This window comes from Ruegeria sp. BC6 (assembly GCF_056539185.1).
The window spans coordinates 157225-180853 of record NZ_JBQFUM010000001.1 but is presented as its reverse complement, the minus strand read 5'-3'; the positions used below and the strand labels follow the sequence as shown (position 1 = coordinate 180853).

Annotated in this window: 24 protein-coding genes and 1 tRNA gene; 6 read left to right on the top strand and 19 right to left on the bottom strand. The window is 59.9% G+C overall.

Annotated elements, in window-relative coordinates:
• Positions 1-18: 18 nt before the first annotated feature.
• The 7 genes from ACR0MM_RS00860 to ACR0MM_RS00830 form a co-directional block, all read right to left on the bottom strand.
• Positions 19-1002 (bottom strand): hypothetical protein, encoded by a 984-nt coding sequence (locus ACR0MM_RS00860; RefSeq protein WP_480693903.1) that lies wholly within the window; start codon positions 1000-1002, stop codon positions 19-21.
• On the bottom strand, positions 1002-2006 hold the full coding sequence (locus ACR0MM_RS00855) for a glycosyltransferase family 2 protein (protein ID WP_480693901.1): 1005 nt from the start codon (positions 2004-2006) through the stop codon (positions 1002-1004). Before ACR0MM_RS00855 ends, ACR0MM_RS00860 begins: the two co-directional genes overlap by 1 nt.
• A 164-nt stretch (positions 2007-2170) precedes the next feature.
• Positions 2171-4165: a hypothetical protein gene (locus tag ACR0MM_RS00850; RefSeq protein WP_480693899.1), complete on the bottom strand. Its 1995-nt coding sequence runs from the start codon at positions 4163-4165 to the stop codon at positions 2171-2173.
• Positions 4162-5127, bottom strand: a complete 966-nt coding sequence (locus tag ACR0MM_RS00845; protein ID WP_480693897.1) for a hypothetical protein — start codon at positions 5125-5127, stop codon at positions 4162-4164. Before ACR0MM_RS00845 ends, ACR0MM_RS00850 begins: the two co-directional genes overlap by 4 nt.
• Positions 5103-6086 carry a glycosyltransferase family 2 protein gene (locus ACR0MM_RS00840; protein ID WP_480693895.1) on the bottom strand — a complete coding sequence of 328 codons (984 nt, stop codon included), beginning with the start codon at positions 6084-6086 and terminating at the stop codon, positions 5103-5105. Before ACR0MM_RS00840 ends, ACR0MM_RS00845 begins: the two co-directional genes overlap by 25 nt.
• A gap of 365 nt (positions 6087-6451) precedes the next feature.
• Positions 6452-6528: transfer RNA gene (locus ACR0MM_RS00835), tRNA-His, on the bottom strand.
• Positions 6529-6575: 47 nt separating this feature from the next.
• Complete coding sequence (locus ACR0MM_RS00830; protein WP_480693893.1) at positions 6576-7067, bottom strand: GNAT family N-acetyltransferase; 492 nt, start codon at positions 7065-7067, stop codon at positions 6576-6578.
• A 70-nt stretch (positions 7068-7137) separates the two neighbouring features.
• Here ACR0MM_RS00830 and ACR0MM_RS00825 point away from each other — a divergent pair, with 70 nt between their 5' ends.
• Positions 7138-7326 (top strand): DUF6324 family protein, encoded by a 189-nt coding sequence (locus ACR0MM_RS00825; protein WP_093961768.1) that lies wholly within the window; start codon positions 7138-7140, stop codon positions 7324-7326.
• Positions 7327-7328: 2 nt separating this feature from the next.
• Here the strand turns inward: ACR0MM_RS00825 and ACR0MM_RS00820 are convergent, their stop codons facing one another.
• Together ACR0MM_RS00820 and ACR0MM_RS00815 are read right to left on the bottom strand one after the other, a co-directional pair.
• Positions 7329-7760 carry an MmcB family DNA repair protein gene (locus ACR0MM_RS00820; protein WP_170419303.1) on the bottom strand — a complete coding sequence of 144 codons (432 nt, stop codon included), beginning with the start codon at positions 7758-7760 and terminating at the stop codon, positions 7329-7331.
• A 349-nt stretch (positions 7761-8109) separates the two neighbouring features.
• Entirely contained in the window at positions 8110-9087 is a 978-nt protein-coding gene (locus ACR0MM_RS00815; protein ID WP_480693891.1) for a PIG-L deacetylase family protein, read from the bottom strand.
• Positions 9088-9210: 123 nt separating this feature from the next.
• Between ACR0MM_RS00815 and ACR0MM_RS00810 the strand changes: the two genes are divergently transcribed.
• Positions 9211-9435, top strand: a complete 225-nt coding sequence (locus ACR0MM_RS00810; RefSeq protein WP_480693889.1) for a hypothetical protein — start codon at positions 9211-9213, stop codon at positions 9433-9435.
• 138 nt (positions 9436-9573) lie between these two features.
• Here the strand turns inward: ACR0MM_RS00810 and ACR0MM_RS00805 are convergent, their stop codons facing one another.
• The 5 genes from ACR0MM_RS00805 to ACR0MM_RS00785 form a co-directional block, all read right to left on the bottom strand.
• Positions 9574-9873: a hypothetical protein gene (locus ACR0MM_RS00805; protein WP_480693887.1), complete on the bottom strand. Its 300-nt coding sequence runs from the start codon at positions 9871-9873 to the stop codon at positions 9574-9576.
• 67 nt (positions 9874-9940) lie between these two features.
• A complete protein-coding gene (gene nusB, locus ACR0MM_RS00800) occupies positions 9941-10423 on the bottom strand; it encodes a transcription antitermination factor NusB (protein ID WP_093961764.1) in 483 nt (160 codons plus the stop codon).
• The gene (locus ACR0MM_RS00795; protein ID WP_480693885.1) at positions 10420-10971 is read right to left on the bottom strand and encodes a 6,7-dimethyl-8-ribityllumazine synthase; all 552 of its coding nucleotides are present in this window, start codon (positions 10969-10971) and stop codon (positions 10420-10422) included. Before ACR0MM_RS00795 ends, nusB begins: the two co-directional genes overlap by 4 nt.
• Before the next feature lie 2 nt (positions 10972-10973).
• On the bottom strand, positions 10974-12095 hold the full coding sequence (gene ribB, locus ACR0MM_RS00790; RefSeq protein WP_170339136.1) for a 3,4-dihydroxy-2-butanone-4-phosphate synthase: 1122 nt from the start codon (positions 12093-12095) through the stop codon (positions 10974-10976).
• 116 nt (positions 12096-12211) lie between these two features.
• Positions 12212-12799 carry a riboflavin synthase gene (locus ACR0MM_RS00785; protein ID WP_170339138.1) on the bottom strand — a complete coding sequence of 196 codons (588 nt, stop codon included), beginning with the start codon at positions 12797-12799 and terminating at the stop codon, positions 12212-12214.
• Positions 12800-12951: 152 nt separating this feature from the next.
• Here ACR0MM_RS00785 and ACR0MM_RS00780 point away from each other — a divergent pair, with 152 nt between their 5' ends.
• The 3 genes from ACR0MM_RS00780 (at position 12952) to ACR0MM_RS00770 (ending at position 17480) form a co-directional block, all read left to right on the top strand.
• Complete coding sequence (locus ACR0MM_RS00780; protein ID WP_480693883.1) at positions 12952-14250, top strand: capsule biosynthesis protein; 1299 nt, start codon at positions 12952-12954, stop codon at positions 14248-14250.
• A gap of 92 nt (positions 14251-14342) precedes the next feature.
• Complete coding sequence (locus ACR0MM_RS00775; protein WP_170363706.1) at positions 14343-15476, top strand: polysaccharide biosynthesis/export family protein; 1134 nt, start codon at positions 14343-14345, stop codon at positions 15474-15476.
• Between the two features lie 3 nt (positions 15477-15479).
• Entirely contained in the window at positions 15480-17480 is a 2001-nt protein-coding gene (locus tag ACR0MM_RS00770) for a capsular polysaccharide biosynthesis protein (protein ID WP_480693881.1), read from the top strand.
• Between the two features lie 9 nt (positions 17481-17489).
• Here ACR0MM_RS00770 and ribD read toward each other — a convergent pair whose 3' ends face one another.
• From ribD to ACR0MM_RS00750, 4 genes are all read right to left on the bottom strand, one after another.
• A complete protein-coding gene (gene ribD / locus ACR0MM_RS00765) occupies positions 17490-18590 on the bottom strand; it encodes a bifunctional diaminohydroxyphosphoribosylaminopyrimidine deaminase/5-amino-6-(5-phosphoribosylamino)uracil reductase RibD (RefSeq protein WP_480693879.1) in 1101 nt (366 codons plus the stop codon).
• Complete coding sequence (gene nrdR / locus ACR0MM_RS00760; RefSeq protein WP_039534475.1) at positions 18587-19057, bottom strand: transcriptional regulator NrdR; 471 nt, start codon at positions 19055-19057, stop codon at positions 18587-18589. Before nrdR ends, ribD begins: the two co-directional genes overlap by 4 nt.
• A 120-nt stretch (positions 19058-19177) precedes the next feature.
• Positions 19178-19591 (bottom strand): secondary thiamine-phosphate synthase enzyme YjbQ, encoded by a 414-nt coding sequence (locus ACR0MM_RS00755; protein WP_480693877.1) that lies wholly within the window; start codon positions 19589-19591, stop codon positions 19178-19180.
• A 22-nt stretch (positions 19592-19613) separates the two neighbouring features.
• Positions 19614-20015: a hypothetical protein gene (locus ACR0MM_RS00750; protein WP_480693875.1), complete on the bottom strand. Its 402-nt coding sequence runs from the start codon at positions 20013-20015 to the stop codon at positions 19614-19616.
• 412 nt (positions 20016-20427) lie between these two features.
• Here ACR0MM_RS00750 and ACR0MM_RS00745 point away from each other — a divergent pair, with 412 nt between their 5' ends.
• Entirely contained in the window at positions 20428-21447 is a 1020-nt protein-coding gene (locus ACR0MM_RS00745) for a helix-turn-helix domain-containing protein (protein ID WP_480693873.1), read from the top strand.
• Between the two features lie 187 nt (positions 21448-21634).
• Here the strand turns inward: ACR0MM_RS00745 and rpoD are convergent, their stop codons facing one another.
• On the bottom strand, positions 21635-23623 hold the full coding sequence (gene rpoD, locus ACR0MM_RS00740) for an RNA polymerase sigma factor RpoD (protein ID WP_170339724.1): 1989 nt from the start codon (positions 23621-23623) through the stop codon (positions 21635-21637).
• Between the last annotated feature and the right edge of the window lie 6 nt (positions 23624-23629).

Here is a 23629-nt window from a genome sequence, read left to right as displayed (position 1 = left end):
GCCTGTGGCGCCGCCAGCCTATTCACCCAAGGCCATTCTGAACACGATTTCTGCAGCCTGCTTGAACGCAATGATCTCGTCCGGCGCATCACGACGAAACCTGACTTCGTCCGGGCTCAGCCAGACCGGTTTGAATAGAGTGTCCCGGTCGGGAAAGAATTCAGCCCGAAATCCTTCGTCGGCTTCGGTCAAATAGGTATCAAGCCATGCCCGCTCCTCGGGTTCCAGAACGTCGTGGCGCCGGAACATGATGGGTTCTTTAGGGACCTGACGACGCAGTTGGCGACTGCGCTTGCGCCCGATGGCTCGCGTGACGACGCCAAAGGCTTCACTTGCAGCGCGGGAAAGTGTTGGATTGGCGGGCTCACTGGCAACCTCCCCTCCGGGTCGCGACACGCCCAGTATGTTCAGGAAGTCATCGACGATATTGCCATTCAACATTTCGTCGCGGTCATAGAGTGCCGGCACAACCGTTACACCCGGGAACGCGTTGCGGATTCGGGAAACCGCGCCGGAAAAAGAAACCGAGTGAGGCTCGGCCTTGATCTTCGCCAGCTGGTCCCGAATCAAGGCTGAACCGTCGGCTGGCAAACGGCCATTTTTGGCCCGCTGCTTGTAATCCGCCTCAAAGAAATCGGAGTAGCGGCGGCAATAGAATACCACACGCATTTCGCGAGCGGGTATTGCGGTGAAGAGCTGCGCAAGCCGTTCCAGATCGGCCGAATAGAACATTTCCGACGACATCAGGCAGGCCTTGCTGCCATGTGCCTCGTACTCGCGCGCAACGGCCTCACGGTACTTGTCCATCGGTTCTGCGGACTGATTCATGTGGAACGCCAACAGGTTATGGCTGACCTTGGGGTGATCGTCCCCTTCTGGTCTGCGACGTCCGGCCTCCATATATCTGAGCCCGGCATCCGACAAGGCCGACGCATTGTTGCGCAGATAGGACTGCAAGGCGGTCGTCCCTGTCTTCGGCATCCCTAAGTGCAACCACAGCATCAGGTTGCGCCCCTTGTCACGGTATCGGCCTGCGTGGTCATCTGATGCATCAACTCCTGCATCTCGGACGTGCCAAGCAGTTCCGATATCTGTTTGCGGTGCAGTTCGCAGGACTGACGGTGCAGCCGGGCCGTTTCGGGGTCCGACATCAGGTCGTCGAAACAGTCCCGCTTGCGCTCGGCAATCGCATCAATCGATGTTTCGACCACCGCATTCTGGTTCATGATGTTCCAGTATTCCAAGCCCAGGGTGTCGCCCGTGTGATGAGCCCGTCCCCGCACTTTCTTGACCAAGTAGCTCTCGCAGGACTTCAGAGCATAATGGTTGAGCTGCACAAGGTCATATCCGACCGAGTCCCGCGCCGACCGCCAACTGCTTGTAAAATAACGCTCGGGCATTGGCTGACCCGAACCATTGTACCAATGGCAGTCTCCCATGCGGTCGACCGTCGGACGTTTGGGGCGGTGAACACCGATCGCATCCCACAAGTGCCGCTGGAACATCGTCTTCAACCCCCATGCCTGCGCCGGTCTGGGTTTGCGCTCGGGGGCAGCATGGCGGAATTGGTCGGACAGGAATCTGTCTTCGTATTGAACCACTCCGGCATTGCCGAACAAGCGCCATGTCATTGAAATCATCTTGGCATCCGGCACGGCATCAACCAATGATTTCAGCGTGTTGTCACCCGTCTTCACATTGATCTGCTCGTCGGCGTCGATCACGATCACCCAGTCTTCAGGCCCCGCGATGTCCATCTGCAAAAAGCGTTTGTACGCGCGTTTCTGAGGGCTTGTTGCGCGGCGGGAATTGTTGTCCACATGGATCAGAACCCCGCGCTGGTCGAGCCGCTCGAGCAGCGCATCCGTCCCGTCAGTGCAGTCATTCGTCATCACGACCATCTGGTCGATGCCAATAGCCTGATTGTGTGCGACCCATTCCAGAACGAACGGGCCTTCGTTCTTCATCGGGGTAACGCTGACAAAGCGGGGGGGCTGATCGACCATTTTTGCCTCAGTTTTTGGCGCCTTGCAGGCCGGACGCGGGCACGCAAGACCAGTGTTTGCCCGCCAGAGTAATTCCATTGCAGGCGGTGACCAAGTCGAAACCTTGGGCTTGTTTGCACACAGATGACCCTGAATGGTGCTGGATATCGTGAAAGGCCCGCATGTTACCCCTCTGCCCTTTTGAGCTGGTTGGAAAACCGTTTGTAGGTTGGGCACAACGCCTTGGCCCGTTGCAGAAACACCTGCGCCCGCTGTTTTTCGCCGCGCTTCAGGCAAATCTGACCCGCGGCCCCTTGAATGGCGGCGGTGATGTCGTCCAGCTCGGCCGCGTGCAGGATCTGTGCCTCGGCCTGCTCTTCGGCGCCGATGCGCGCCAAGAGTTGCCCCATCGCGAAAACCAGAAACGCGCTGTCAGGGTCACAAGCCAGCGCCTCGGCCATAGTCAATCGCGCCTGTCGTCGGTCACCTGCATCCGCATAGAGCTCGGCAAGACGTTTGTAGTACAGGGGGTTGTCAGGGCACCGAAGAACCACGTCCCGGGCGGCATCAATTGCCGTCTCGACGGCAACCTCGCCCATGTGCCATCGCAGCAACGATGACAGGCTTTCCACAGCGGGGTCCTGTTCCGGCACGTCGTCGATCGCAGTCAGCCCGGCCCACAAAGCTTGCAGGCGCGGACCGCTGTCCTGCAGCCGCCTGGCGCGCTGGTCCAGGGAAAGATCGGACCAATCAAGCAGGATCATGTCGAAATTGCAGGGCGCCCTCACGATCACCTTGTGCTGGACAAGGTACAGGTTGTTGAATGGTGGAAACCGACGTTGGCGCAACTTTCGCTGCAAGGCCCAATCCACAGGCGGAAACAGTCGAACGGGCAGTTGATCGCGGTACAGCATGCGCGAACCCAAAACCACAACATCGGGTCGCAAAGGCTTGGCCCAAAAAGCTTTTGCAAAGTGACGCCCGGCTGCCCAGCGTTTCTTTCTGGCGCCAAGAATGGCCCCCCGCAATGCGGTCAGAACCGCGTGATCTTCGGGCCAAAGATGCGGGTTTTCCAACCCGCCCCGGGCCAGCTGCTCGCTTTCCTTCCACTTGCCCAGATAGAACGCGTTCAGCGCCTGCAGCAGGGGCAGAAAAGCGTTGTCCGCCCCGGCATCGAGGATCGGCTGGCCCAGATCAAAAGCCTCTTGGCACCGATCCTGGGCGCACAGGTATTGCGCAGCCTTGGCATAGACATGGGCGGCCTCGGATGGGTTCAGAAAAGTCTCGGGGCCTTGCGCCACGCGCCGGATGACGGTTTCGTTCGCCTCGTCCAATTCGGCCTCAGTCAGGACATCGCGGAATACCAGTCTTTGCTGCCCCGATATTCGTGCAGCCGCCATGGAAAAGGCCGAGATGAACGGAGCGATCACCTGTTCGGCCCGGGACATGGCAAAAAGCTCGAGAAAGTCGCGCTGTGCTCGGGTCATTCCAGACAGGTCCGCAATGTCGGACATCTGCATCAGGTTCGGATAACGCTTTTGAAACCGCGCAATCAGCTCGGGCTGGTCCGAGAACATGATCGCGGGCCGGTCCAGCCTCTTGGAAAGATGCATATCGTAAAGTTCTTCCGGCTCGACCTTTGCCGGCCAGGTGGTGTGCTTCCAGGGCAGCGCGTTCAGAATGTCACCGCGCCGGATATGGTAGGCAGAAACGCCCTGCCCCGAGAGCCTTGCATCGGCAAGCTCCATGATGTGCCGGATTTGCGGAGTGAACCCGATACGGTGAATGAACTCGCGGTAGCGTGGGCGGATCGCCTCAATATCCTCCCAAGGAAAGGCAAGAACCTCGAATCCCTCTTCGACCAAGACCGAGCGGCCAGCGGCCAGATGCGCCATCAGCCGATCGGGCGTCGCGTCGCCCAAAAAGCTCCAGACCGGCAGCGCATTCTTCGACAGCCGATCGTGGGTTTTCTGATCCAGAAAGTGAGATTTGATCCATTCGGGATCGAACAGCTCTTCCGGGTTGTCCAGTTCGGGGGCATCGGCCCCAGGTGGAAACCAGTTGACCCGATAATCCGCGCCGAAATCCTCGGCCAGGCGTATGCAGGTCAGCATCATCAGCAGTCGGGCACCCATGCGGTCTTTGCGCTGGCCGATGAACACGCCCCGTTTGGGCGTCATGACGCGTCCCCTGCCGCCATAGCCCGGCGCATGGCCCGGAATCGCTGGCGGGCGGCCATTACCAGCTTTGGGTGACGTTCTTCGCCCACGGCTTCAATACCGCGCATGTAGATCGGCAGTCTCCGTCGGGCACGCATCATCTTGTAGTACTCGGACGGCTCCAGGGTCCCACGCATCGCCTGCTGCATCACCGGCTTCAAAAGATTGAGTTTCCGCAGCATGGGTGCGGCGAAGTGGTTGGCGAACCAGGTTTTGAGAAGAACGACATTGCCGCCCTGCAGCCGTGTGACCTGTTGCCTGTCCAAGTCAAAAAACGGGTCGTAAAACACATAGGCCCGGGCGGCGGCCTGAACGGTATCGACAGCGTCACTCAGCGGCAGATCCCAGTCCTGGACACGACCGAACCGATAGCGAGTTTCCCAAGGGACCCGCCGCTCGTCCAATGTGGTCTGAGGATTGAAAGCAATGACGATCGCACCCGGCACCAGCGCCGAGAAGGTCAACGCGGCGAACCCTCCCATGGACGCCCCGGCAAACACAACTTGTTCGAACTGGTCAAAAAACCCCTCGCGCGCCTTGTCCTCGAAATAACCGATGATTTCGGGGTCGCGATACCATGCCTTTGTGCGGGCGATCACGCCCAGATGGGACCATCCATCGTCCCGGAAAAATTTCCAGCCCCACGGCTCGCGGGCAAAGGACAGGTCATTGGCATTTGCAATATTGTCAAAACTGATGACCAGCCGCGCCGGGTCACGCTGGTGGAAGAGAATCGAGTGACGGTCGAGCTTTTGCAGAAACCCCTTCCCGTCCCCGCCGGGGTAAATCTCGACAAACCAAGGCGGAGGCGGATCGGTCAGAATGCGTTCATAGCCGGTCTTACGATCCGGGTGGGCAGGTTGCAGCTGCGCTTTGGTCAGATCGCCCGCCATGGCCGTCACACCAGATTGTCGGCCAGCCAAGACCGGAACTCCACCCAATCGGGGCGCATCTTGATCTCGGCGATTTTGGCGCGGTGCCAGTCGCAGGCCCGTTCGTGCAATTCGCGCAGCTCGGGATCCGATTTGAGTTCGTCAAGCAACGGTGCTGCACGCTGGGCGATCGGCTGGATCGAGGTGTCCTGAACCTTGTTAGCATTCATGTCCGACCAGTAGGATTGCCCCTGATCCACCTTTACGTGGTTGGTCCGCCCCCGGTCCCGCTTGATAAGAAAGCCATCCAGAGATCGAACAGAATAATGATGGAGCCGTCCGAAGGAATGGTCAAAATTCCTCCAGGCGCGCCAACCGACATTCTGGGCCGGAAACAGATTTCCGCCGGCGTCCGACCATGCGACCTCGGCCTCTTTGCCCTCTTCAATGCCCTTGGGTCTATGCGGACCGAACCGCGTGAACTTGCCATTGTTCCGAAACAGCGTTTTCAGACCATATGCGCGACCCGAATGATAGGGAAACTCCTGATCGGCCATGCAAAAAGACCGTGTCACGGGCGTGTCGTCAAAACTGATATTGCCCGACGTCCCAAACAACCGCCATGCGAACGAAATGGCGTCCACCGATTGTCCTGCCTTCTGTTCGACGGCATCAATCAACGCCGCGAAGCTGTTGTCGCCGCATCGGATGTTCCAAAACTCATCGACATCAAGGCACATCAGCCAGTCGGCTTCTTTGACCTTGGGATGCCGCCGTGCCCGCCGGAGCATCTGGTGCTGGGGATTTCCACCCTCAGGCACAGCATTTGGGACGTGGGATGCCAAACCCATCTGCTCAAGCCGTTGTGCAATTCTGTCGGTACCGTCCTCACAGTCATTGGTGAAAATCACAAAGTGATCGACGCCCAACGTCCGATGAAATGCGACCCACTCCAGCATGTAGGGGCCTTCGTTTTTCATCGTCGTGAATACGGTAATGGTCTGAGACATTTACGCCTGTTCCCGAACTGCCTTTGACCTTCTTCTTACACAAACCGCACCAATGCTGCGAGGGTCGAATTCCGTACAAGGGAATGTCTGCGCCGACTGGTGCAACGCTACACGCGCACCGGACCTTCAGACGCAGGCGCCCTTAGCACCACGGAAGCAGACGAGAGGTTCTGTCCGGAGTCGATTGCCCTCTCGCACAATCCCAAACCCACGGCTTCCGGCGGCAAGGGGAACAGTAAAAACCAATTTAATTCTGCCAATTGTGCGGCAAATCTCGTGCGGCCGACCTCGTTAATCCCAGCCGAACTGGCGGAAAAACAGCGTACAGTCGAAAGCGGACGACGAGCAGTCTTGTCGAGGGGAGATGGTACCGCCTCCCTGGCTTGAACAGGGGACCTCTGGATCCACAATCCAGCGCTCTAACCAACTGAGCTAAGGCGGCACTCGTGAGGGGCGATTTAACGAACGCGTTCGGGGATTGCAAGAGCCTTAAAGTCGAATTGACCAGCTTTGTTCGATGAGATCGACGCCGAAGGAATGAACCGGTTTGCTGTCGGTCAGGCGCCATCCATGCGCTTGGTACAGCTTGCAGGCAGCCCTGTGGCTTTCGTGGGTCCACAAGACCATCGACGTGTACCCTGTGGACCGTGCAAAACCCATGCATGTCATCAAAAGCCGCGCTCCAAGTCCCCTGCCCCGCGCGTCGGGTTCCAGCAAAAAAAGGCGCAGTTTGGCGGTAGTTTCATCCTGCGCGACACAGAAAATACTACCCAGGCGCTTTCCGTCACTTTCAACGATCCATCCCCTCTCGCGTTGGGGATTATGCCCGGCGACAAATTCGTCCAGAATACGGGCCACCAGAAGGGCGAAGCTCTCGTCAAATCCTTCATCGCGCGCGTAAAGCGTTCCGTGGCGCTCGACCAGCCAATCGCGGTCATCGTCGCGAAACGGCCGGATCACAGCATAGTCCCCTTGTGACATCGGCCACACACTCCGCTTGATTCCCATTGCGTTGCAGGCTAGCAGAAACGCTCAGTCCCCGGAGGCGAGAATGGGCATCAATACCGAACGTGACATCGAAGCGAACCTTCAGATCGGTCCGACCGACCATGGAATGGTGCGCCTGTTCATCGAGGCGGGCGAGCTTGAAATCCCCATGGATTTCGACCCAGAAGAAGCCGAGGAAATCGCCGACGAGATCCGCGCCGCAGCACAGGCCGCACGCGCCGTCAAAGGCTGAAATCAAAGCCGCGGATCACGCAGGCCATGCAACCGCCGCGCGGCGTCCATGGCAAATTTCTGGATCATCTTTTTGCGTCTTGCCCCGGCCAACCTGGTCTCGGGAGACATGCGTACGATCTCGGCGTCATAAGCATCCGCAATGATAAGTCCGGTTTCAGCGGGCAGCAGTTCGGTGGGAAAGTCCGTGTCCACCGCCCAAAAGAAGCGGTCGCACCAATCCAGATAACCCTGCCACTTCGAATCGGACATATAGTCCGCCCGGCTGGACTTGCACTCGATCACCCAAAGCTCGCCCTTTGGCCCCAACCCCATGACGTCAACGCGCAACCCGCGGGTCGGGACGAATTCCTCAATCGAAACAAAGCCGTGCGTCACAAGGTGCCGAGAGACACCCCTGGCCAGTCTTTGTCCGGGCTGAAGTTCAACTGTCATGCGCAGAATGTGAACAATTAGCGAACAAATTGTCAAGTTGGCAGGTGTTGATCATCACCCCGGATTTTACCCGGCCGCCATGCCCAGGATTTGCCCCCACAATCAACTTCCTCACGACCCAGACCAAAAACTGTTGTGCAAGCCCCTTGTGCAACTCTGTGTTGCGCCCTACTTACGCCCTTGGCGGGTTCTGCCCTTCTCGTGACTGGTAGCATTCCGGTGGCCTTAAGCAATTCCGAGGGAGCTGGCTCTGTTCGGGTCCTGGCCCGTTTACCTGGCGCCCACCTGTACATACAGGTCCTCGGGAATCAAAACCGCACGGTTGCCTGGTGGTCCCGCCGCCTTCTGATCAGGGGATTTCTTGCGGATCGACCCGTGCGAAGGTTTCGTCATCCAGAGCAAAATCATAAAGCCTGCGCCCGTTCCATTGCGGCATATAGCAGTCAAACATCCTGTTTTTTTGATCCGGCAGGCTTGGCACAGTCAAATCTGCCGCTGGCAGGTTGAATCCAAACGTCAACATCTGGGCGTCCGTGTACCGTGCAGATGCCTGCCTGACCGCATGATGCAACAGTACGTGTTCGACATGCCCGTATTCGCCAACTCGGTTGTGAGTGATGACGGTTGTCGGCGCGAACTGCTTCATCAACGCATAGGCGGATCCGGATAACAGTCCAAACAACGGATGGCGGCGCAGTGGCCGGACGATTTCAGGTTCTGGCATGCCATCGCCGGTTGGCATGCGAATAAAACGGCGCAGCCTTGGATAATCACTTTCGACCGCAAAGGGCAGTTGCACCCGGGTGGCACCAATCAGGTCGCACACCTGTTGCATCGCGGCCTCGCGCGTATTGGTGTCTCGACGGTTGGATGCAGGCCGGAAAAAGCTTGCAACGACAACTTCGGCACGCTCCTTGAGATGCGCCAGAAGTGAGCCGGCAAACAGCGTTTCATCATCCTGATGGCACACGCACACGAGAATGCGCTGATGGGCAAGCCCGTCCAGGCTGAGTGCGTTGCGCGCCACGCCCGGACCAGTCTCCAAAAGGCCGAAATTCGCGCTGTGCAGGGTTTCCGGTCCAATCAGGTTGACCGGCCGCGCGCGCCCTTGCTGAACCAAAAGGGCCGAGCTTGCCTGCACATGGCCGTTTCGGTTGTCTCCCTGAATCAGGTAGCATCTGTCAGCCAGGCCAGACCAGACCGCATCCACCTCGGCGACCCTGCTGTTCTTCTGCGCATTCAAGTGCAACAGGTCGATCGGGCCGAACGGCCGATCCTGAATCGCCTGCTCAAGCCCTTCGATCGCTGGCCTGAGGTAGAGCTTCACGCGATCCGGGATACGGTTTTCGAACCATCGGAACGCGATCGGTACGTAGATGTCGACCGGCGGCCACGAGGCGCGCAAACGCTGTCCAAGGTCGATGCCGATATACTTCAAACCGGGGTTCGAATGCAGCGCCAACAGACCCGCGTGGCCGCCCGCCACTCCGACCTCGGCAAAGCAATTGCTTTCCTGTGCCAGCCGGTGAAGAGCACGCCGTTTCGGCTCCATCGATGGCGCGAGGTCGGATTTGTGAAAGTTTTCCTGCATGTGCGCATAGCACACGTTTCCATTGATCGCGACTGGCTCGCCTGCTTGTTTCAGCCCGTCCGCAATCGCTTGATTCAAACTTGACAGATCCTCCAGAAACGCCGGCGAATTGATGACGTCTTCATAACTTGGCTTGGTCAAGGAAACGGTCTTTCATGTACAATTCGATACGCTTGCGCATCAAATGTCAGGGGAAAACCAATTGCAAGCGCCAGGAACCACCTATGACGACCGGCGCGCTTCGACGCGCACGGGCTCCAACTTGACCGCGACCGGGGTGCCCCTGCGAGGGCCTTTGGGCTTTTCGGCCATGCTCATGATCGCATAGGCGAATTGGACGCCCGCAAAGACGATCCCGTTCATGAACCAGATCATGATCAGAGCGATAAAGCCTATGTCGGACCCGGTGATGAGGTGGCGCAGATTGGCCACGTTCAACATCAGCAGCACGGCGACAAACACAGCCGAGACTACAAAGCCCAGTGCAACCTGGGTGATGTAAAGACGGATCAGTTTCGGCATGACGCACCTCCTTCACACGCCAAGAGTCTAGCGCAATTTCATGCCGGGTAAAATCGCCCGTGGCGCGTCAGAACGCCTCGGGCTTGGCCTCGCGGGCCATGTGGTCCAGAACCGCGTTGACGAATTTCGGTTCCTTGCCTTCGGGGAAGAAGGCGCGCGCCACGTCGACGAATTCGGTGATGACCACCTTGGGCGGCGTGTCGCTCTGGCTCAGCTCGGCGCCGGCCGCGCGGAACAGCGCCCGCAAGGTCGGATCGATGCGCGAGATCGGCCACTTGGCCACCAGCGCCCGGTCGGTCATCTGGTCGATGGGCGCCTGATAGTTCACCGCGTCATCCACCAGCTTGCGGAAGACTGAGCTGTCGCCTTCCAGCATCTCGTCGCCCTCGTAGACCGCGCCGAACCGGTGATCCAGAAACTCGTTGACCACCTGCTCGGTCGTCTGGCCCGACTGCTCCATCTGGAACAGCGCCTGCACGGCATACAGCCGCGCGGCGGATTTCATCAGGCGTTTCCGGCTTGCCGGTTTCGGCGTGTCTGTCTGGGTCATGCTGTCGTTGATCCGTTGCTGTCGCCCGCCACGAGGATGGACTCGGACGGCGGCTTGAATCCGACGCCCTTTTTCGAAGCGCCCCACTTACGTCTGAGTGCGATCAGATGCAAGGCCGCAGCCGCCGCGCCGCCGCCTTTGTTCATTTTTTCCGGATTTGCACGCACTTCGGCCTGCGCGTCATTTTCAACCGTCAGGATGCCGTTGCCGATGTACAGGCCCTGCAGGCCCAGCAGTTGGATTGCGCGGCTGGAATCGTTGCAGACGGTTTCGTAATGCGTGGTCTCGCCCCGGATCACGCAGCCCAGTGCGACGTAGCCGTCAAAGTTGCACTGGCGGTCGGCCATGGCAATCGTTGTCGGGATCTCGAGCGCACCGGGCACCTCGACCACCTCGCAGCTGCCGCCGGCGGCCTCGATTTCGGCCTTGGCGCCGCGAACCAGGTCGTCGGCGATGGCGCGATAGAACGGGGCCACGACGATCAGCAGCTTGACCGGGTCCTCGAATTTCGGGGTCGGCAGAACGCCGTGTTTGTCTTGCTCAGCCATGCTCAGTCATCCTTGAAAATCGAGCGGGTCCCGACGATGGACAGACCAAAGGCGTCCAGACCCAGGTATTTCGTCTGCGGCGAGTCGGTCAGCAGCACCAGTTCCTTTATGCCCATCTTGGACAGGATCTGCGCGCCCAGACCGGTTTGCTTGATGGTGCGCGGGCCTTCGTCCTCGGCCGCGTACAGCGAGTTGCGCGGGTTGCGGAACAGGCAGACCACGCCCCGCCCCTCGGCGGCTATCTTTTCCATCGCGCGCGGCAGTTCCTGCGGCGATTTCGGGCCAAGACCCAGAATGTCCGAGGCCTCGTGCAGCGCATGGGTGCGGGTCAGGACGGGCTCGGGCGTGCTGATGTCGCCCTTGATCATCACCAAATGCTCAATCCCGTGGGTCTGATCGGTGAAGATCCGCATCTCCCACTCACCGCCATATTCAGACGTGACCATCCGGCGCGCGGTCTCGACCACCAGATTGTCGTGGCGCGCGCGGTACGAGATCAGGTCGCTGATGGTGCCGATCTTCAGACCGTGCTCCTTAGCGAATTCGACCAGATCGGGCAGCCTGGCCATGGTGCCGTCGGGCTTCATGATCTCGCAGATCACGCCCGAGGGGTTCAACCCGGCGAGGCGCGAAATGTCCACGGCGGCCTCGGTGTGGCCGGCGCGTACAAGCACCCCGCCCCGCTTGGCGCGCAGCGGAAAGACATGGCCGGGCGTGGCCAGATGCGCCATGGTGTTCTGCTCGTTGATCGCGGTGGCGATGGTCAGCGCCCGATCGGCGGCGGAAATGCCGGTGCTAACGCCTTCGCGTGCTTCGATCGAGACGGTAAAGGCGGTTTCGTGCCGCGACGAGTTGTTCACGGCCATCATCGGCAGGCCCAGCCGGTCGATCCGCTCTGCCGTCATCGGCAGGCAGATCAGGCCGCGGCCATGGGTGGCCATGAAATTGATCGCCTCGGCATCGGCGAATTCCGCCGGGATCACCAGGTCGCCTTCGTTTTCGCGGTCCTCGTGGTCGACCAGGATGTACATCCGGCCCTGGCGCGCCTCTTCGATGATCTCTTCGATCGCGCTGATCGCTTCGCGCAGCTGGGCCTCGACCGGTCCGGGTGTTTCAAAGCTCATGGGGCAGCCTTTCACAGAGCAGGTGTTGCATCGCGGGATAGACCAGCGCGCGCACAAAGGCCAGTCCGCAAACGAAGTGGGCCATACCTAACGCGACTCAATTTCCTCGCTGGCGATCACGAAACCTCGGCCAGACGGGCCACGTACCGGGCGAGCGTGTCGATTTCCAGATTGACCCGATCTCCGACCTTCGCCGCGCCCCATGTCGTCACCTCTTTGGTATGGGGAATGAAGTTGATCCCGAAATCGCAACCGTCGACATCGTTGACCGTGAGCGAAGTGCCGTTCAGAGCAACCGAGCCCTTGGGCGCGATGAAGCGCGCCAAATCCTTGGGCGCGCGCAGGGTCACGCGGGTGCTGTCTCCTTCTTCGGCCATCGCGACGATCTCGGCGACGCCATCCACGTGTCCCGAAACGATATGGCCACCCAATTCGTCACCCACCTTCAAGGCCCGTTCAAGGTTGACCCTTGAGCCCACATTCCAGCCGTCCAGATTGGTTTTGGAAACGGTCTCGGCGCTGATCTGAACATCGTACCAGTCATCACCCAGCGCGATGACGGTCAGGCAAACCCCGTCGCTGGCGATCGACGCACCAATATCTATGCCGGATGTATCATAGCCTGTCCGAATGCGCGCACGCAGATCGCCCTGCTGCTCCAACTCGATGATTGTGCCGATATCGGTGACGATCCCAGTAAACATTCCGTTAACCCTCTGCGCCTAAGCTGTGCCATGCAATCCACGCCGAGGTAAGGCCAAGTGGCGGGCGGAGCAAGCCCTGCCTTGCCCGGCTAGCCGCAAAAAGGCATAGTTTGTTCAACAAAACACGGGCAACCAGAATTCGAGCATCTGGCATGAGGCAACCGAAGGACACCTCCGACAGTCGCGTATTCCTGTTTTTGCAGGGGCCGCATGGGCCGTTCTTCAGCGGCCTGGGACGCATGTTGCGCGCGGCTGGCGCGCGGGTGTGGCGTGTAGGGTTGAATGCCGGGGACCAGGCGTTTTGGTTCGATCGCGCCAGCTATATCCCCTATCGCGGCAGGCTCGACGACTGGCCGGAAAGCCTGACGAACATCATCCTGTCGCGCGGTGTTACCGACATCGTGCTTTATGGCGATGTTCGCCCGGTGCACGCCGACGCGATCCGGACGGCGCGAATCCACGGCATCCGTGTTCATGTGTTCGAGGAAGGGTACCTTCGACCATGGTGGGTCACCTATGAGCGCAATGGGTCCAACGGACATTCTCGCCTCATGGATCTGGACATCGCACAGATGCAACAAGCGTTGCAAAGCTCGGGCGCCAAAACGCCCCCACCCCCGTCACATTGGGGGGATATGCGGCAACACATTTTCTACGGCGCCTTGTACCATTGGTTCGTTCTGTGTGCGAACCGTGGGTACCGGAATTTCCGCCCGCACCGAGAAGTGCCTGTCTCAAAAGAATTCAAACTGTATTTCAAACGTTTGGCGCTCATGCCGATCCATCGGTTGCAGCGAGTACTCGCCACCTGGCGCGTAAGGCGCGGCGGGTTCCCGTATCATCTGGTGCTGCTGCAACTGGGTCACGACAGTTCGGTCCAGGCGCATTCGGACTTTTCATGCATGGCCGATTTCATCACCCCGGTGATGGAGGGGTTCGCCAAGGGCGCTCCGTCCCACCACCGCATGGTCATCAAGGAACATCCCCTTGAGAACCAGCGCGAGCCGCTGAGAAGACGCGTCCAAGCACTTGCGCGCGAACTGGGCATCTCGGATCGCGTGCATTACGTGCCCGGGGGAAAGCTGGCGCGCCTTCTGGATCAGGCGAGCTCGGCCTTGACCATCAATTCCACCGCCGGGCAGCAGGCTCTGTGGCGCGGCATCCCTCTGCGTGTCTTCGGCAAGTCGGTCTACGACAAGCCTGAACTGGTCTCGCATCAACCGATTGACGAATTTTTCAGGCACCCGCAAAAACCGGACACGGAGGCCTATCGGGCATACCGCCAATTTCTGTTGGAAACCAGCCAGGTGCCGGGTGGCTATTACTCGCGCGGCGGACGGCGCCAGTTGCTGCGGCGGGTCGCTGACATGATGCTGCAGGCTCGTGACCCTTATCAGGCCGCGCTGACCGGAATCGCGACCATCACGCCACAGTTGAAAATCGTTGAATGACACGGTGCTTCGCTGGCTGGAACTTGAAGTTTGAAACCGCTAGTTTGACCGCAAACCAAAAGACTACATACGAAACTCGAGGTATTTCGGCAGTGCAGCGTTTCCCTACTCGATGGATACGAGGGTTTTCCCTCGTTGCAGCCATTGGCCTTCTGACAGCGTGCCAACTGCCCAAGGCGGGGCCGAACAAAACCGAAATTCTGGCGGGCTCGACAGTCAATGGCGGCAACGCCCACGTGGTCGAAGTTGATGACCGGGTGGCCCACGTCACCTCTGCGGTTCCACAGTTTGGCTTTCCGCCCGCCTTCCGGTCAGCACAAAGCGTAACATCCGACACCATTCGTCCCGGCGACGTGCTTGGCCTGACCATCTGGGAAAACGTCGACGACGGTCTGCTGGCTGGTGAAACTGGCCCATCGACCAATCTCGATGAGGTTCAGGTCGACAGCGAAGGCTTTATCTTCGTGCCCTATGCTGGCCGCTTGCGCGCCTCGGGCAATACCCCCGAGCAGCTACGCTCGCTGATTGCGGAAAAGCTGCGCGAGCAGACGCCTGATCCGCAGGTTCAGATCCGCCGCGTGGCGGGTGACGGTGCGACGGTCTCGGTAACCGGTACGATCGGCGCCTCTGGCATCTATCCGATCGAGCGCCCAACCCGCACGCTTTCGACGATGCTTGCAAGGGCCGGTGGCGTGGCGGTCGCCCCGGATATTGCCTTGGTCACGGTGATCCGCGGCAATCAGCGTGGCACCGTGTGGTATGACGATCTGTTCCGCAATCCTGAAACCGACATCGCACTGCGCGGCGGTGATCGCATCCTGGTCGAACAGGACACCCGGTCGTATATTGCGCTGGGGGCCACGGGTGGGCAATCCCGGGTCGCCTTCGACAGTCAGGATCTGTCCGCGCTGGAAGCGCTGGCGCAGGTCGGCGGCTTGCAATCGCTGTCCTCGGATCCCACAGGGATCTTCGTTCTGAGGGACGAGCGTGAAGATATCGCACGAAAAGTGCTGGGCCAGCCGAACCTTCAGGGCGAACAACGCGTGATCTACCTGCTGAACCTCACGGCGCCAAACGGTCTGTTTGTAGCACGTGATTTCGTGATCCGCGACGACGACACGATTTACGTGACCGAAGCCCCGTATGCACAGTGGACCAAGTCGATTTCGCTGATTGCCGGCGGTCTGACACCCGTTGCAAACGTCGCCACGCTGACCGGAAACTGAGGCATGAATCCCGGCGCCGACACTGCGGACGCCGAGGATCGAACGCGCCTGTATGTCTACAATGGCGGGTTTCTGACCCAACGCAGGGTCCGACGCATCCTGTCGCTGGCGGGATTCGACATTCGCGTTGGGCTTCCGCGTTCGGGCGGCATGGTGGGCATCTGGGGCGAAAGTCCGACCGCGCACCGCGGAACCCGAGTAGCGAAGGACCGGGATATCCCGCTGTTGCGGGTCGAGGATGCATTCCTGCGATCCTTGCTGCCGGGGCGCGATCGCGAGCCGCCGCTGGGCCTGCTTCTGGAACGACGTGCGATGCATTTCGATCCGTCACAGCCGTCGGACCTCGAAACTCTGCTGGCCACGCACCCGCTGGATGACACCGCCCTGCTGGATCGGGCGCGCGGCGCGATCGCACGGCTGAAGGAATCGCATCTGAGCAAGTATTCGGCCTGCGACCCGGATATCGCACCCCCGGATCCGGGCTATGTATTGGTTGTCGATCAGATACAGGGCGATGCGGCGGTTACGGCAAGCCGGGGCGACCCTGCGCGGTTTCTGGAAATGCTGATCATGGCCCAAGAGGAAAACCCCGGCGCGCGTGTGATCATCAAGGCCCACCCGGAAACGCTGCAGGGTCATCGGCGCGGTTTTTTCTCGGCGGATGACGAAACTGACCGTGTCTCGCTGCTGGCGGATCAGATCAGCCCCTGGTCGTTGCTGGAAGGCGCGATTGGGGTCTATACCCTGTCCTCGCACCTGGGGTTTGAGGCCATTCTGGCCGGTCACAAACCTAGGGTTTTTGGGCAACCTTTCTATGCCGGGTGGGGTCTGACGCAGGACGAGATGCCTCTGCCGCGCCGTCAGCGCAATCTGACCCGCGCTCAACTATTCGCTGCCGCCATGATACTGTACCCGACGTGGTACGATCCCTATCGCGACCAGTTGTGTGAGCTTGAAACGGTGCTGGATACGCTTGAGGCTCAGAGCCGCGCCTGGAGACAGGACAGGCACGGTTGGACAGCGTCTGGAATGCGCCTGTGGAAACGCAGGCATATTCAGCAAACCTTCGGGAAGTGGAAAAAAGTCCGTTTCGTGCCGGAACGGCCCTCGGCGTCCGACAGGCCTCATATGGTCTGGGCCAATCGTGATCTGGACGCCGAAAATGTGGTCCGCGTCGAAGACGGTTTTCTGCGCTCGCGCGGGTTGGGGGCCAACCTTGTGCCCCCGCTCTCACTTGTGACAGACGACCTTGGAATTTACTACGACCCCACCCGACCCAGCCTTCTGGAAGAACTGATCACCGCTCGCGAAGAGTTGCGACCCGATCAGGAGATACGGATACGCCGCCTGGTGACGCAACTCACCGCCGCGGGGCTAAGCAAATACAATACGGGCGGCAGTTGCCCCCCTTTGCCGGACGGGCACCGGATTCTTGTACCTGGTCAGGTAGAGGACGACGCCTCGATCCGGTTGGGCACTAGCACGGTCCGCACAAGTCTCGAGTTGCTGAGCACCGTTCGCGCGGCCAATCCCGACGCAGTTCTGATCTACAAACCGCATCCGGATGTTGAGGCCGGGCTTCGGGACGGTCGAATAGACGCCGAGGGTCTTGCAGATGTGGTCCTCCACGAGGTCGACCCGGCACTGGTTCTGCCAGAGGTCCATGAGGTCTGGACAATGACCTCACTGCTTGGGTTCGAAGCTCTGCTGCGCGGGATACAGGTCACTACGCTTGGGGCCCCGTTCTACGCCGGCTGGGGTCTGACGACGGACCTTGGATCGGTCCCGGCACGACGAGGCGCGCGACCGACGGTGCTGGGCCTGGCCTACGCCACGCTCATCGACTATCCACGGTATTTTGATCCAATCACTCGCGATGCCTGCCCCGCGGAGGTTGTCACACACCGTTTGACGCATGGCCCGATTGCACCTGCTGGGCCGGCAATCCGGCTGCTGGCCAAGCTTCAGGGGGCTTTTGCAACACATGCGAACCTGTGGCGCTAGGGCTCCCCGCTAGCGTACTGGCCGGCGCCAGACATGCAGAACATCGCCACCCAAGTCCCGGGTTTCAACCAGCGAAAAACGGGGCGCGTCGCCCAGTTCCTCAAGCCCCATGGCACCAATTGCGGGCAAGCCTTCGGCCCCGATGGCCAAGCCCGCGCTGAAACCGACCAACTCGTCGACCAGATCATTTGCCAGCAGAGACGCGGCCAATGCCGAGCCCCCCTCGCAGAACACCCGGGTCAGACCGGCCTGCCCCAATTGGTGGAGCATGTCTGCAGCATCGATCCGGTGATCCTGCAACGCGCAGGATATCAGCCGAGCGCCCAGTCCCTGCCACGCCGCGGCACGCTCGGGGTCGGGCGACGGGCCATGGCAAAGCCAAACGGGAATATCAGACGCGGTTCGGGCCAACTGGCTGAGCAAAGGCAATTCGAGGTGACGTGAAACCACGACACGCACGGGTTGCCGGTCGATACCTAGATCACGAACCGTCAGCGAAGGATCGTCGGCCCGCGCGGTGCCCGCGCCGACCATCACCGCATCGTGCCGCGCACGCATGGCATGCACCGCCCGACGGGCCTCGGGGCCGGTGATCCACTTGCTCTGCCCGGTCTCGGTTGCGATCCGTCCATCAAAGCTGCTGGCAAGTTTCAGCGTCACGAACGGTCGGCCTTGCTCGGTCTTCATGAAAAAGCCCGCGTGATCCATTGCCGCCTGATCGCTCAGAACCCCGGTCGTGACCGCAATCCCGGCATCGCGCAACATGGCAAAACCCTGCCCCGCGACGCGCGGATCGCTGTCCTCGATCGCCGAAACCACGCGGGCCACTCCGGCGCTGATCAAAGCTTCGGCACAAGGTGGCGTCTTGCCGTGATGCGAACATGGCTCCAGCGAGACATAAGCGGTCGCGCCACGCGCCTGTTCGCTCGCCTGGGCCAGAGCCTCGGTTTCCGCATGAGGGCGACCGCCGGGCTGCGTCCACCCGCGCCCGACGATCCGGCCGTTTTTAACCAGAACGCATCCGACCGCGGGGTTGGGCCAGCAAGATCCTTGTCCGCGCCGCCCCAAGGACAGGGCCAGCGCCATGTATCGCTTGTCTGTTTCGGTCACTCGTCAGTCGATGGCTGCGGCGGGCGCAGTTCGTGGACGAACTCCTCGAAATCATCGGCCGCCTGGAAATTCTTGTATACGCTCGCAAAGCGAACATAGGCGACGGTGTCGATCCGCGCCAGAGCTTCCATGACGATCTCGCCGATCTTGTTGGACGGAATGTCGGTCTCACCCATGCTTTCCAGGCGCCGCACGATGCCGGATATCATCTGGTCGATGCGGTCCGGATCAATCGGGCGCTTCTGCATCGAAATACGGATTGACCGTTCCAGTTTGTCCCGGTCGAAATCCTCGCGTTTGCCATTTGTCTTGATAACCACGAGGTCGCGCAACTGGACCCGCTCATAGGTGGTGAAACGGCCCCCGCATGCGGGGCAGAACCGACGCCTGCGGATGGCCACGTGATCTTCTGCCGGACGTGAGTCCTTGACCTGAGTATCGATATTTCCGCAAAACGGGCAGCGCATCCGCCGTCTCCTCGTCCCTTGTTCCGCCTCTTTTTGTCAGCGCTGTGGCCAACTTATCCACAACTATAGGGCAGCCGCTAGAGTTTGGGTAGTCGGAAATTTCAACCGCTATATACAGGGTCACCCAAAATGCGCCGCAACTCGGCGAACATGGGGCGCGGTCCGGTGTTCGAACAGGTAGATACCCTGCCATGTTCCCAAGGCAGGTTGCCCACGTCGGACCGGGATCGAAAGCGAGACCGGCATCATAGCCGCCTTGATATGGGCCGGCATGTCATCGGGCCCTTCATACGTATGTTTCAGATAAGACATCGACGGATGATCTGTGGGCGGAACCAGCCGCGAGAAAAATGCCTGCAGGTCCGTCTGAACCTCGGGATCCGCGTTTTCCTGTATCAAGAGTGAACAGGATGTGTGGCGGACGAACAACGTCAGCAATCCGTCGGCCACACTTGAGGACAACCAGTCACGGATGTCGGAGGTGAACTCGTACAGCCCCTGCCCTCGGGTTTCGATGGTAAATTCGGCCTGCATCAACCGGGTGGCCCTGTTTGCGTCAGTTGAAGAATGGGCGCACGTTGCACCGTGCGTTCGCACCTTGGACCGACATGCTGTAGCCCGGTTGAAATCCCGAAACCACTACGCTGGGTTGCTGTGGCACGCCGCCTGTCGGCGGTTTGATGGAAAACTGCACCGCGGTCCGACGCCCGGTTGTCACACTGGGCCCATACCCGCGCAAAACGTAAATCCGCTGCTGCCAGCCGGCCCCCAGTTTGCGCCGAGCAAAATCCGCCGCCGCGCACCAATACCCATCAACGTCTTGCCGGGCGCGGGGGATGACCTCAAAATCGGTGCTGTTCATCGGCTCGGTCCGGTACCCGTTCGGGGCGGCTTCAGTCTCGACCGGAGCTGCTGCAACCAATGCCGCCAACGCGGCGCATGTCAGAATATGTTTCATTGCAAATATCTTCCCTGATTTCGACACGCATCATAGCCTAGTTTTTCACCAAGCCCAGAACAGCGTCGTTCACGATGATTTCAGGAACAGTGCGCACGCGAATGGTGCCTTGCGTCCGGGGAACTGGGACATGCATTCTATGTGTGCCGGGGAGCCACAGATCGGTTGGTGTGACCAAATCCTTCGGCTCTGCCCGATCCCCACGGGACTGACCCGGCACGCGGCTGATTTATGACGACCGTACCATCGAGTCTTTCTTTGCCCGGCCACGTCTTTGTGATCTGAAGCCATTTCCAGTGCACGTAGGTGCGCCGTGTCTGACCCTGTGTGGGAACTGTCACCTCACAAAAACTATGCAAATGACAAAATTCGCTACATAATCCGGCCAATTCAGTGGGTTCCGGAGCGTGGCATGCAGGTCGATATCGCCAGAATTCAGCTGCTGGCGTCCGCGTTGCAGGCGCAGGCAGGGAATACTGATACGGTCGTTCGAGTCCTCGCCAAAAGCGGGCTGAGTGCGCAAGACTTCGCGCCGCCTGCAAAGCTGTACAGCGCCCACAGCGAGGCCTTGTTTGCCCGCCACGCTTGCGATGAACTCAACGACATCCTGTTCGGAGCGCGTACGGGGTTGCAGTTCAGCGCAACTTCCAGCCTGACGGCTTATATCAGCAAATATTCCCGAGATCTCCGGCAGGTTCTGGAGAACGCCAACCACTTCCACCGGCTGATTGATCCGGCCATCGCCGTGAGGCTGCACGAATCCGGAAATTCGGCAACCATCGAGGCCAGGTGGAAGGACCCAAGCTTTTCGCGGTACCATCGGCGAACCGAGTTCCTCATGTTTGCCTGCATTGCCCGCCTGCGTGCTCTGACGGGGATCCCGATCCAGCCGATCGAACTAAGGTTTCAGCACAGGGTCGGCGCGCGAGAGGAAGACTATTCCAAACTCGGCAGGTTCCCGGTGGTGTTTGGCGCGGAAAAGCTCGAAATCATTTTGCCGCAAGCAACGCTCGACGTGCCCGTCCCGACCTACGACCCCAGCTTGCGACAGCACCTTATGGAATATGGTGACCGTCTGCTGCATGAAAACAGTGATGAAAGACAGACTCTACGGTCGCGGGTCGAAGGGCGGATCACCCAATCGCTTCCCGGGGCCATCGCCCGCGCCGAACAGGTTGCCAAGGATCTGGGCATGAGCCCGCGAACATTCGGTCGACGCCTGACCGAGGAAGGCACCAGCTTTCGCGAAATTGTCGACGACCTGCGCTGCGACCTCGCCAGAACGTTTCTGAAGAACGACATGGGCCTTTCTGAGATCTCGTACAGCCTTGGCTACGCAGACCAGGCGGCGTTTTCGACTGCCTTCAAACGCTGGACCGGGCAATCTCCCAGCGCGTTCAAGGATCAGTCCCGGCGCAGAAAGCTTGCCTGACAAGCGGCCGGGGGTCATCAGCGTTGCCGCCTCGCCCCGACCTGTCCCATGAGTGGACACAAGCGATATGGTCCGCGAAGGCTCTGACCACTTGCGAATTCCCGCCAAATTGAATTCACGTTTGGCCGTCGTGAACCAAACCGCAGCTCAAATGAAAAAAGGCGCCTCGGTCGAGGCGCCTTTTTGATCACTGATCCAGGAAGGAGCGCAGCTTTCGGCTTCGGCTGGGATGTTTCAGCTTGCGCAGGGCCTTGGCTTCGATCTGCCGGATACGTTCGCGCGTCACGCTGAACTGCTGACCAACCTCTTCCAGCGTGTGGTCGGTGTTCATGCCGATGCCGAAACGCATCCGCAGAACACGCTCCTCGCGCGGGGTGAGCGAGGCCAGTACACGCGTGGTGGTTTCCTTGAGGTTTTCCTGAATGGCGCTGTCCAGCGGCAGCACGGCATTCTTGTCCTCGATGAAGTCGCCCAGTTGGCTGTCTTCCTCGTCCCCGATAGGGGTTTCCAGAGAAATCGGCTCCTTGGCGATCTTCATCACCTTGCGGACCTTTTCCAGCGGCATCTGCAGCTTTTCGGCCAGTTCTTCCGGCGTCGGCTCGCGGCCGATCTCGTGCAGCATCTGGCGGCCGGTCCGCACCAGCTTGTTGATCGTCTCGATCATGTGCACCGGAATACGGATGGTGCGCGCCTGATCCGCGATCGAGCGCGTGATCGCCTGACGGATCCACCAGGTCGCATAGGTCGAGAACTTGTAGCCACGACGGTATTCGAACTTGTCCACCGCCTTCATCAGGCCGATGTTGCCTTCCTGAATGAGATCAAGGAATTGCAGGCCACGGTTCGTGTATTTCTTGGCGATCGAAATCACTAGGCGCAGGTTGGCCTCGACCATTTCCTTCTTGGCCTGACGCGCCTCTTTCTCGCCCTTCTGGACCTGCTGCACGATGCGGCGGAACTCGCTGATGTCCAGACCGACATACTGACCGATCTGCGCCATGTCGTTGCGAAGTTCCTCGACCTTGTCCGACGAGCGTTCGATAAACATTTGCCAGCCCCGGCCCGGCTTTTGAGCCATGTCGGACAGCCAGTTGGGATCAAGTTCACGACCGCGATACTCGTCAATGAACTCACGGCGGTTGATGCGGGCCTGGTCGGCCAGCTTCACCATGGCACTGTCCAGCGACATCACCCTTTTGTTGATGCCGTACAACTGATCGATCAGGGCTTCGATCCGGTTGTTGTGCAGATGCAGGCCATTCACCAGTTCAACGATCTCGGCGCGCAGCTTCTGATAGGTCTGCTCATCCTTGTCGCTGAACGAACCGTCCTCGTTCAGAGTTGCCGAGATCCGGCTGTCCTGCATTTCCGACAGCTTTGCGAAATCCGTCGAGATCCGCTCAAGCTGGGTCAGAACCTGATCTTTCAGTGCCGCTTCCATCGCGGCCAACGACATGTTCGCCTGATCGTCTTCGTCGTCGTCATCGTCGTTGGCAATCGGGTTGCCGTCGGCGTCCAGTTCGGGACCAGTGTCCTTGGCGGGCTTGGCGGCCGCGACAGTCGAGGTATCCACCACCGGCTCTTCTACGTCGCCATCCTCATCCATCTGATTGCCGAACGTCGCTTCCAGATCGATGACATCGCGCAGCAGGATGTCCTCGGACAACAGTTCGTCATGCCAGATCGAGATCGCCTGGAAGGTCAGCGGGCTTTCGCAGAGCCCGAGGATCATGGTGTTGCGACCGGCTTCGATCCGTTTCGCGATGGCGATTTCGCCCTCGCGGCTCAGCAATTCGACCGACCCCATCTCGCGCAGATACATGCGCACCGGGTCATCGGTCCGGTCCAGCTTTTCGGTTTGCGCACCGGCCAGCGCAACCTCACGGTTGCTGTCGGTGGTGACCAGATCGGTCGAGCCCTTCTGCTCTTCCTCCTCGGCCTCTTCGTCTTCGATGATGTTGATGCCCATCTCGGACAGCATCGACATCACGTCCTCGATCTGTTCCGAACTGACCTGATCCGGCGGCAGGACCTGGTTGAGCTGATCGTAAGTGATGTAGCCTTTCTCGCGAGCCTCGGCGATCATCTTCTTGACCTGGGCCTGGCTCATGTCCAGCGAGATTTCCTGTTCCTGGTCGTCGGACTTCCGTTCCTCGTTGGTATCCTTGGCGGCCATTCAGTG

Coding starts and splice junctions, on each gene's coding strand:
- ACR0MM_RS00860 (WP_480693903.1), bottom strand. CDS start 1,002: ATGCTGTGGTTGCACTTAGGGATGCCGAAGACAGGGACGACCGCCTTG.
- ACR0MM_RS00855 (WP_480693901.1), bottom strand. CDS start 2,006: ATGGTCGATCAGCCCCCCCGCTTTGTCAGCGTTACCCCGATGAAGAAC.
- ACR0MM_RS00850 (WP_480693899.1), bottom strand. CDS start 4,165: ATGACGCCCAAACGGGGCGTGTTCATCGGCCAGCGCAAAGACCGCATG.
- ACR0MM_RS00840 (WP_480693895.1), bottom strand. CDS start 6,086: ATGTCTCAGACCATTACCGTATTCACGACGATGAAAAACGAAGGCCCC.
- ACR0MM_RS00830 (WP_480693893.1), bottom strand. CDS start 7,067: ATGTCACAAGGGGACTATGCTGTGATCCGGCCGTTTCGCGACGATGAC.
- ACR0MM_RS00825 (WP_093961768.1), top strand. CDS start 7,138: ATGGGCATCAATACCGAACGTGACATCGAAGCGAACCTTCAGATCGGT.
- ACR0MM_RS00820 (WP_170419303.1), bottom strand. CDS start 7,760: ATGACAGTTGAACTTCAGCCCGGACAAAGACTGGCCAGGGGTGTCTCT.
- ACR0MM_RS00810 (WP_480693889.1), top strand. CDS start 9,211: ATGCAGCGCCAACAGACCCGCGTGGCCGCCCGCCACTCCGACCTCGGC.
- ACR0MM_RS00805 (WP_480693887.1), bottom strand. CDS start 9,873: ATGCCGAAACTGATCCGTCTTTACATCACCCAGGTTGCACTGGGCTTT.
- nusB (WP_093961764.1), bottom strand. CDS start 10,423: ATGACCCAGACAGACACGCCGAAACCGGCAAGCCGGAAACGCCTGATG.
- ACR0MM_RS00795 (WP_480693885.1), bottom strand. CDS start 10,971: ATGGCTGAGCAAGACAAACACGGCGTTCTGCCGACCCCGAAATTCGAG.
- ribB (WP_170339136.1), bottom strand. CDS start 12,095: ATGAGCTTTGAAACACCCGGACCGGTCGAGGCCCAGCTGCGCGAAGCG.
- ACR0MM_RS00785 (WP_170339138.1), bottom strand. CDS start 12,799: ATGTTTACTGGGATCGTCACCGATATCGGCACAATCATCGAGTTGGAG.
- ACR0MM_RS00780 (WP_480693883.1), top strand. CDS start 12,952: ATGAGGCAACCGAAGGACACCTCCGACAGTCGCGTATTCCTGTTTTTG.
- ACR0MM_RS00770 (WP_480693881.1), top strand. CDS start 15,480: ATGAATCCCGGCGCCGACACTGCGGACGCCGAGGATCGAACGCGCCTG.
- nrdR (WP_039534475.1), bottom strand. CDS start 19,057: ATGCGCTGCCCGTTTTGCGGAAATATCGATACTCAGGTCAAGGACTCA.
- ACR0MM_RS00755 (WP_480693877.1), bottom strand. CDS start 19,591: ATGCAGGCCGAATTTACCATCGAAACCCGAGGGCAGGGGCTGTACGAG.
- ACR0MM_RS00750 (WP_480693875.1), bottom strand. CDS start 20,015: ATGAAACATATTCTGACATGCGCCGCGTTGGCGGCATTGGTTGCAGCA.
- ACR0MM_RS00745 (WP_480693873.1), top strand. CDS start 20,428: ATGCAGGTCGATATCGCCAGAATTCAGCTGCTGGCGTCCGCGTTGCAG.
- rpoD (WP_170339724.1), bottom strand. CDS start 23,623: ATGGCCGCCAAGGATACCAACGAGGAACGGAAGTCCGACGACCAGGAA.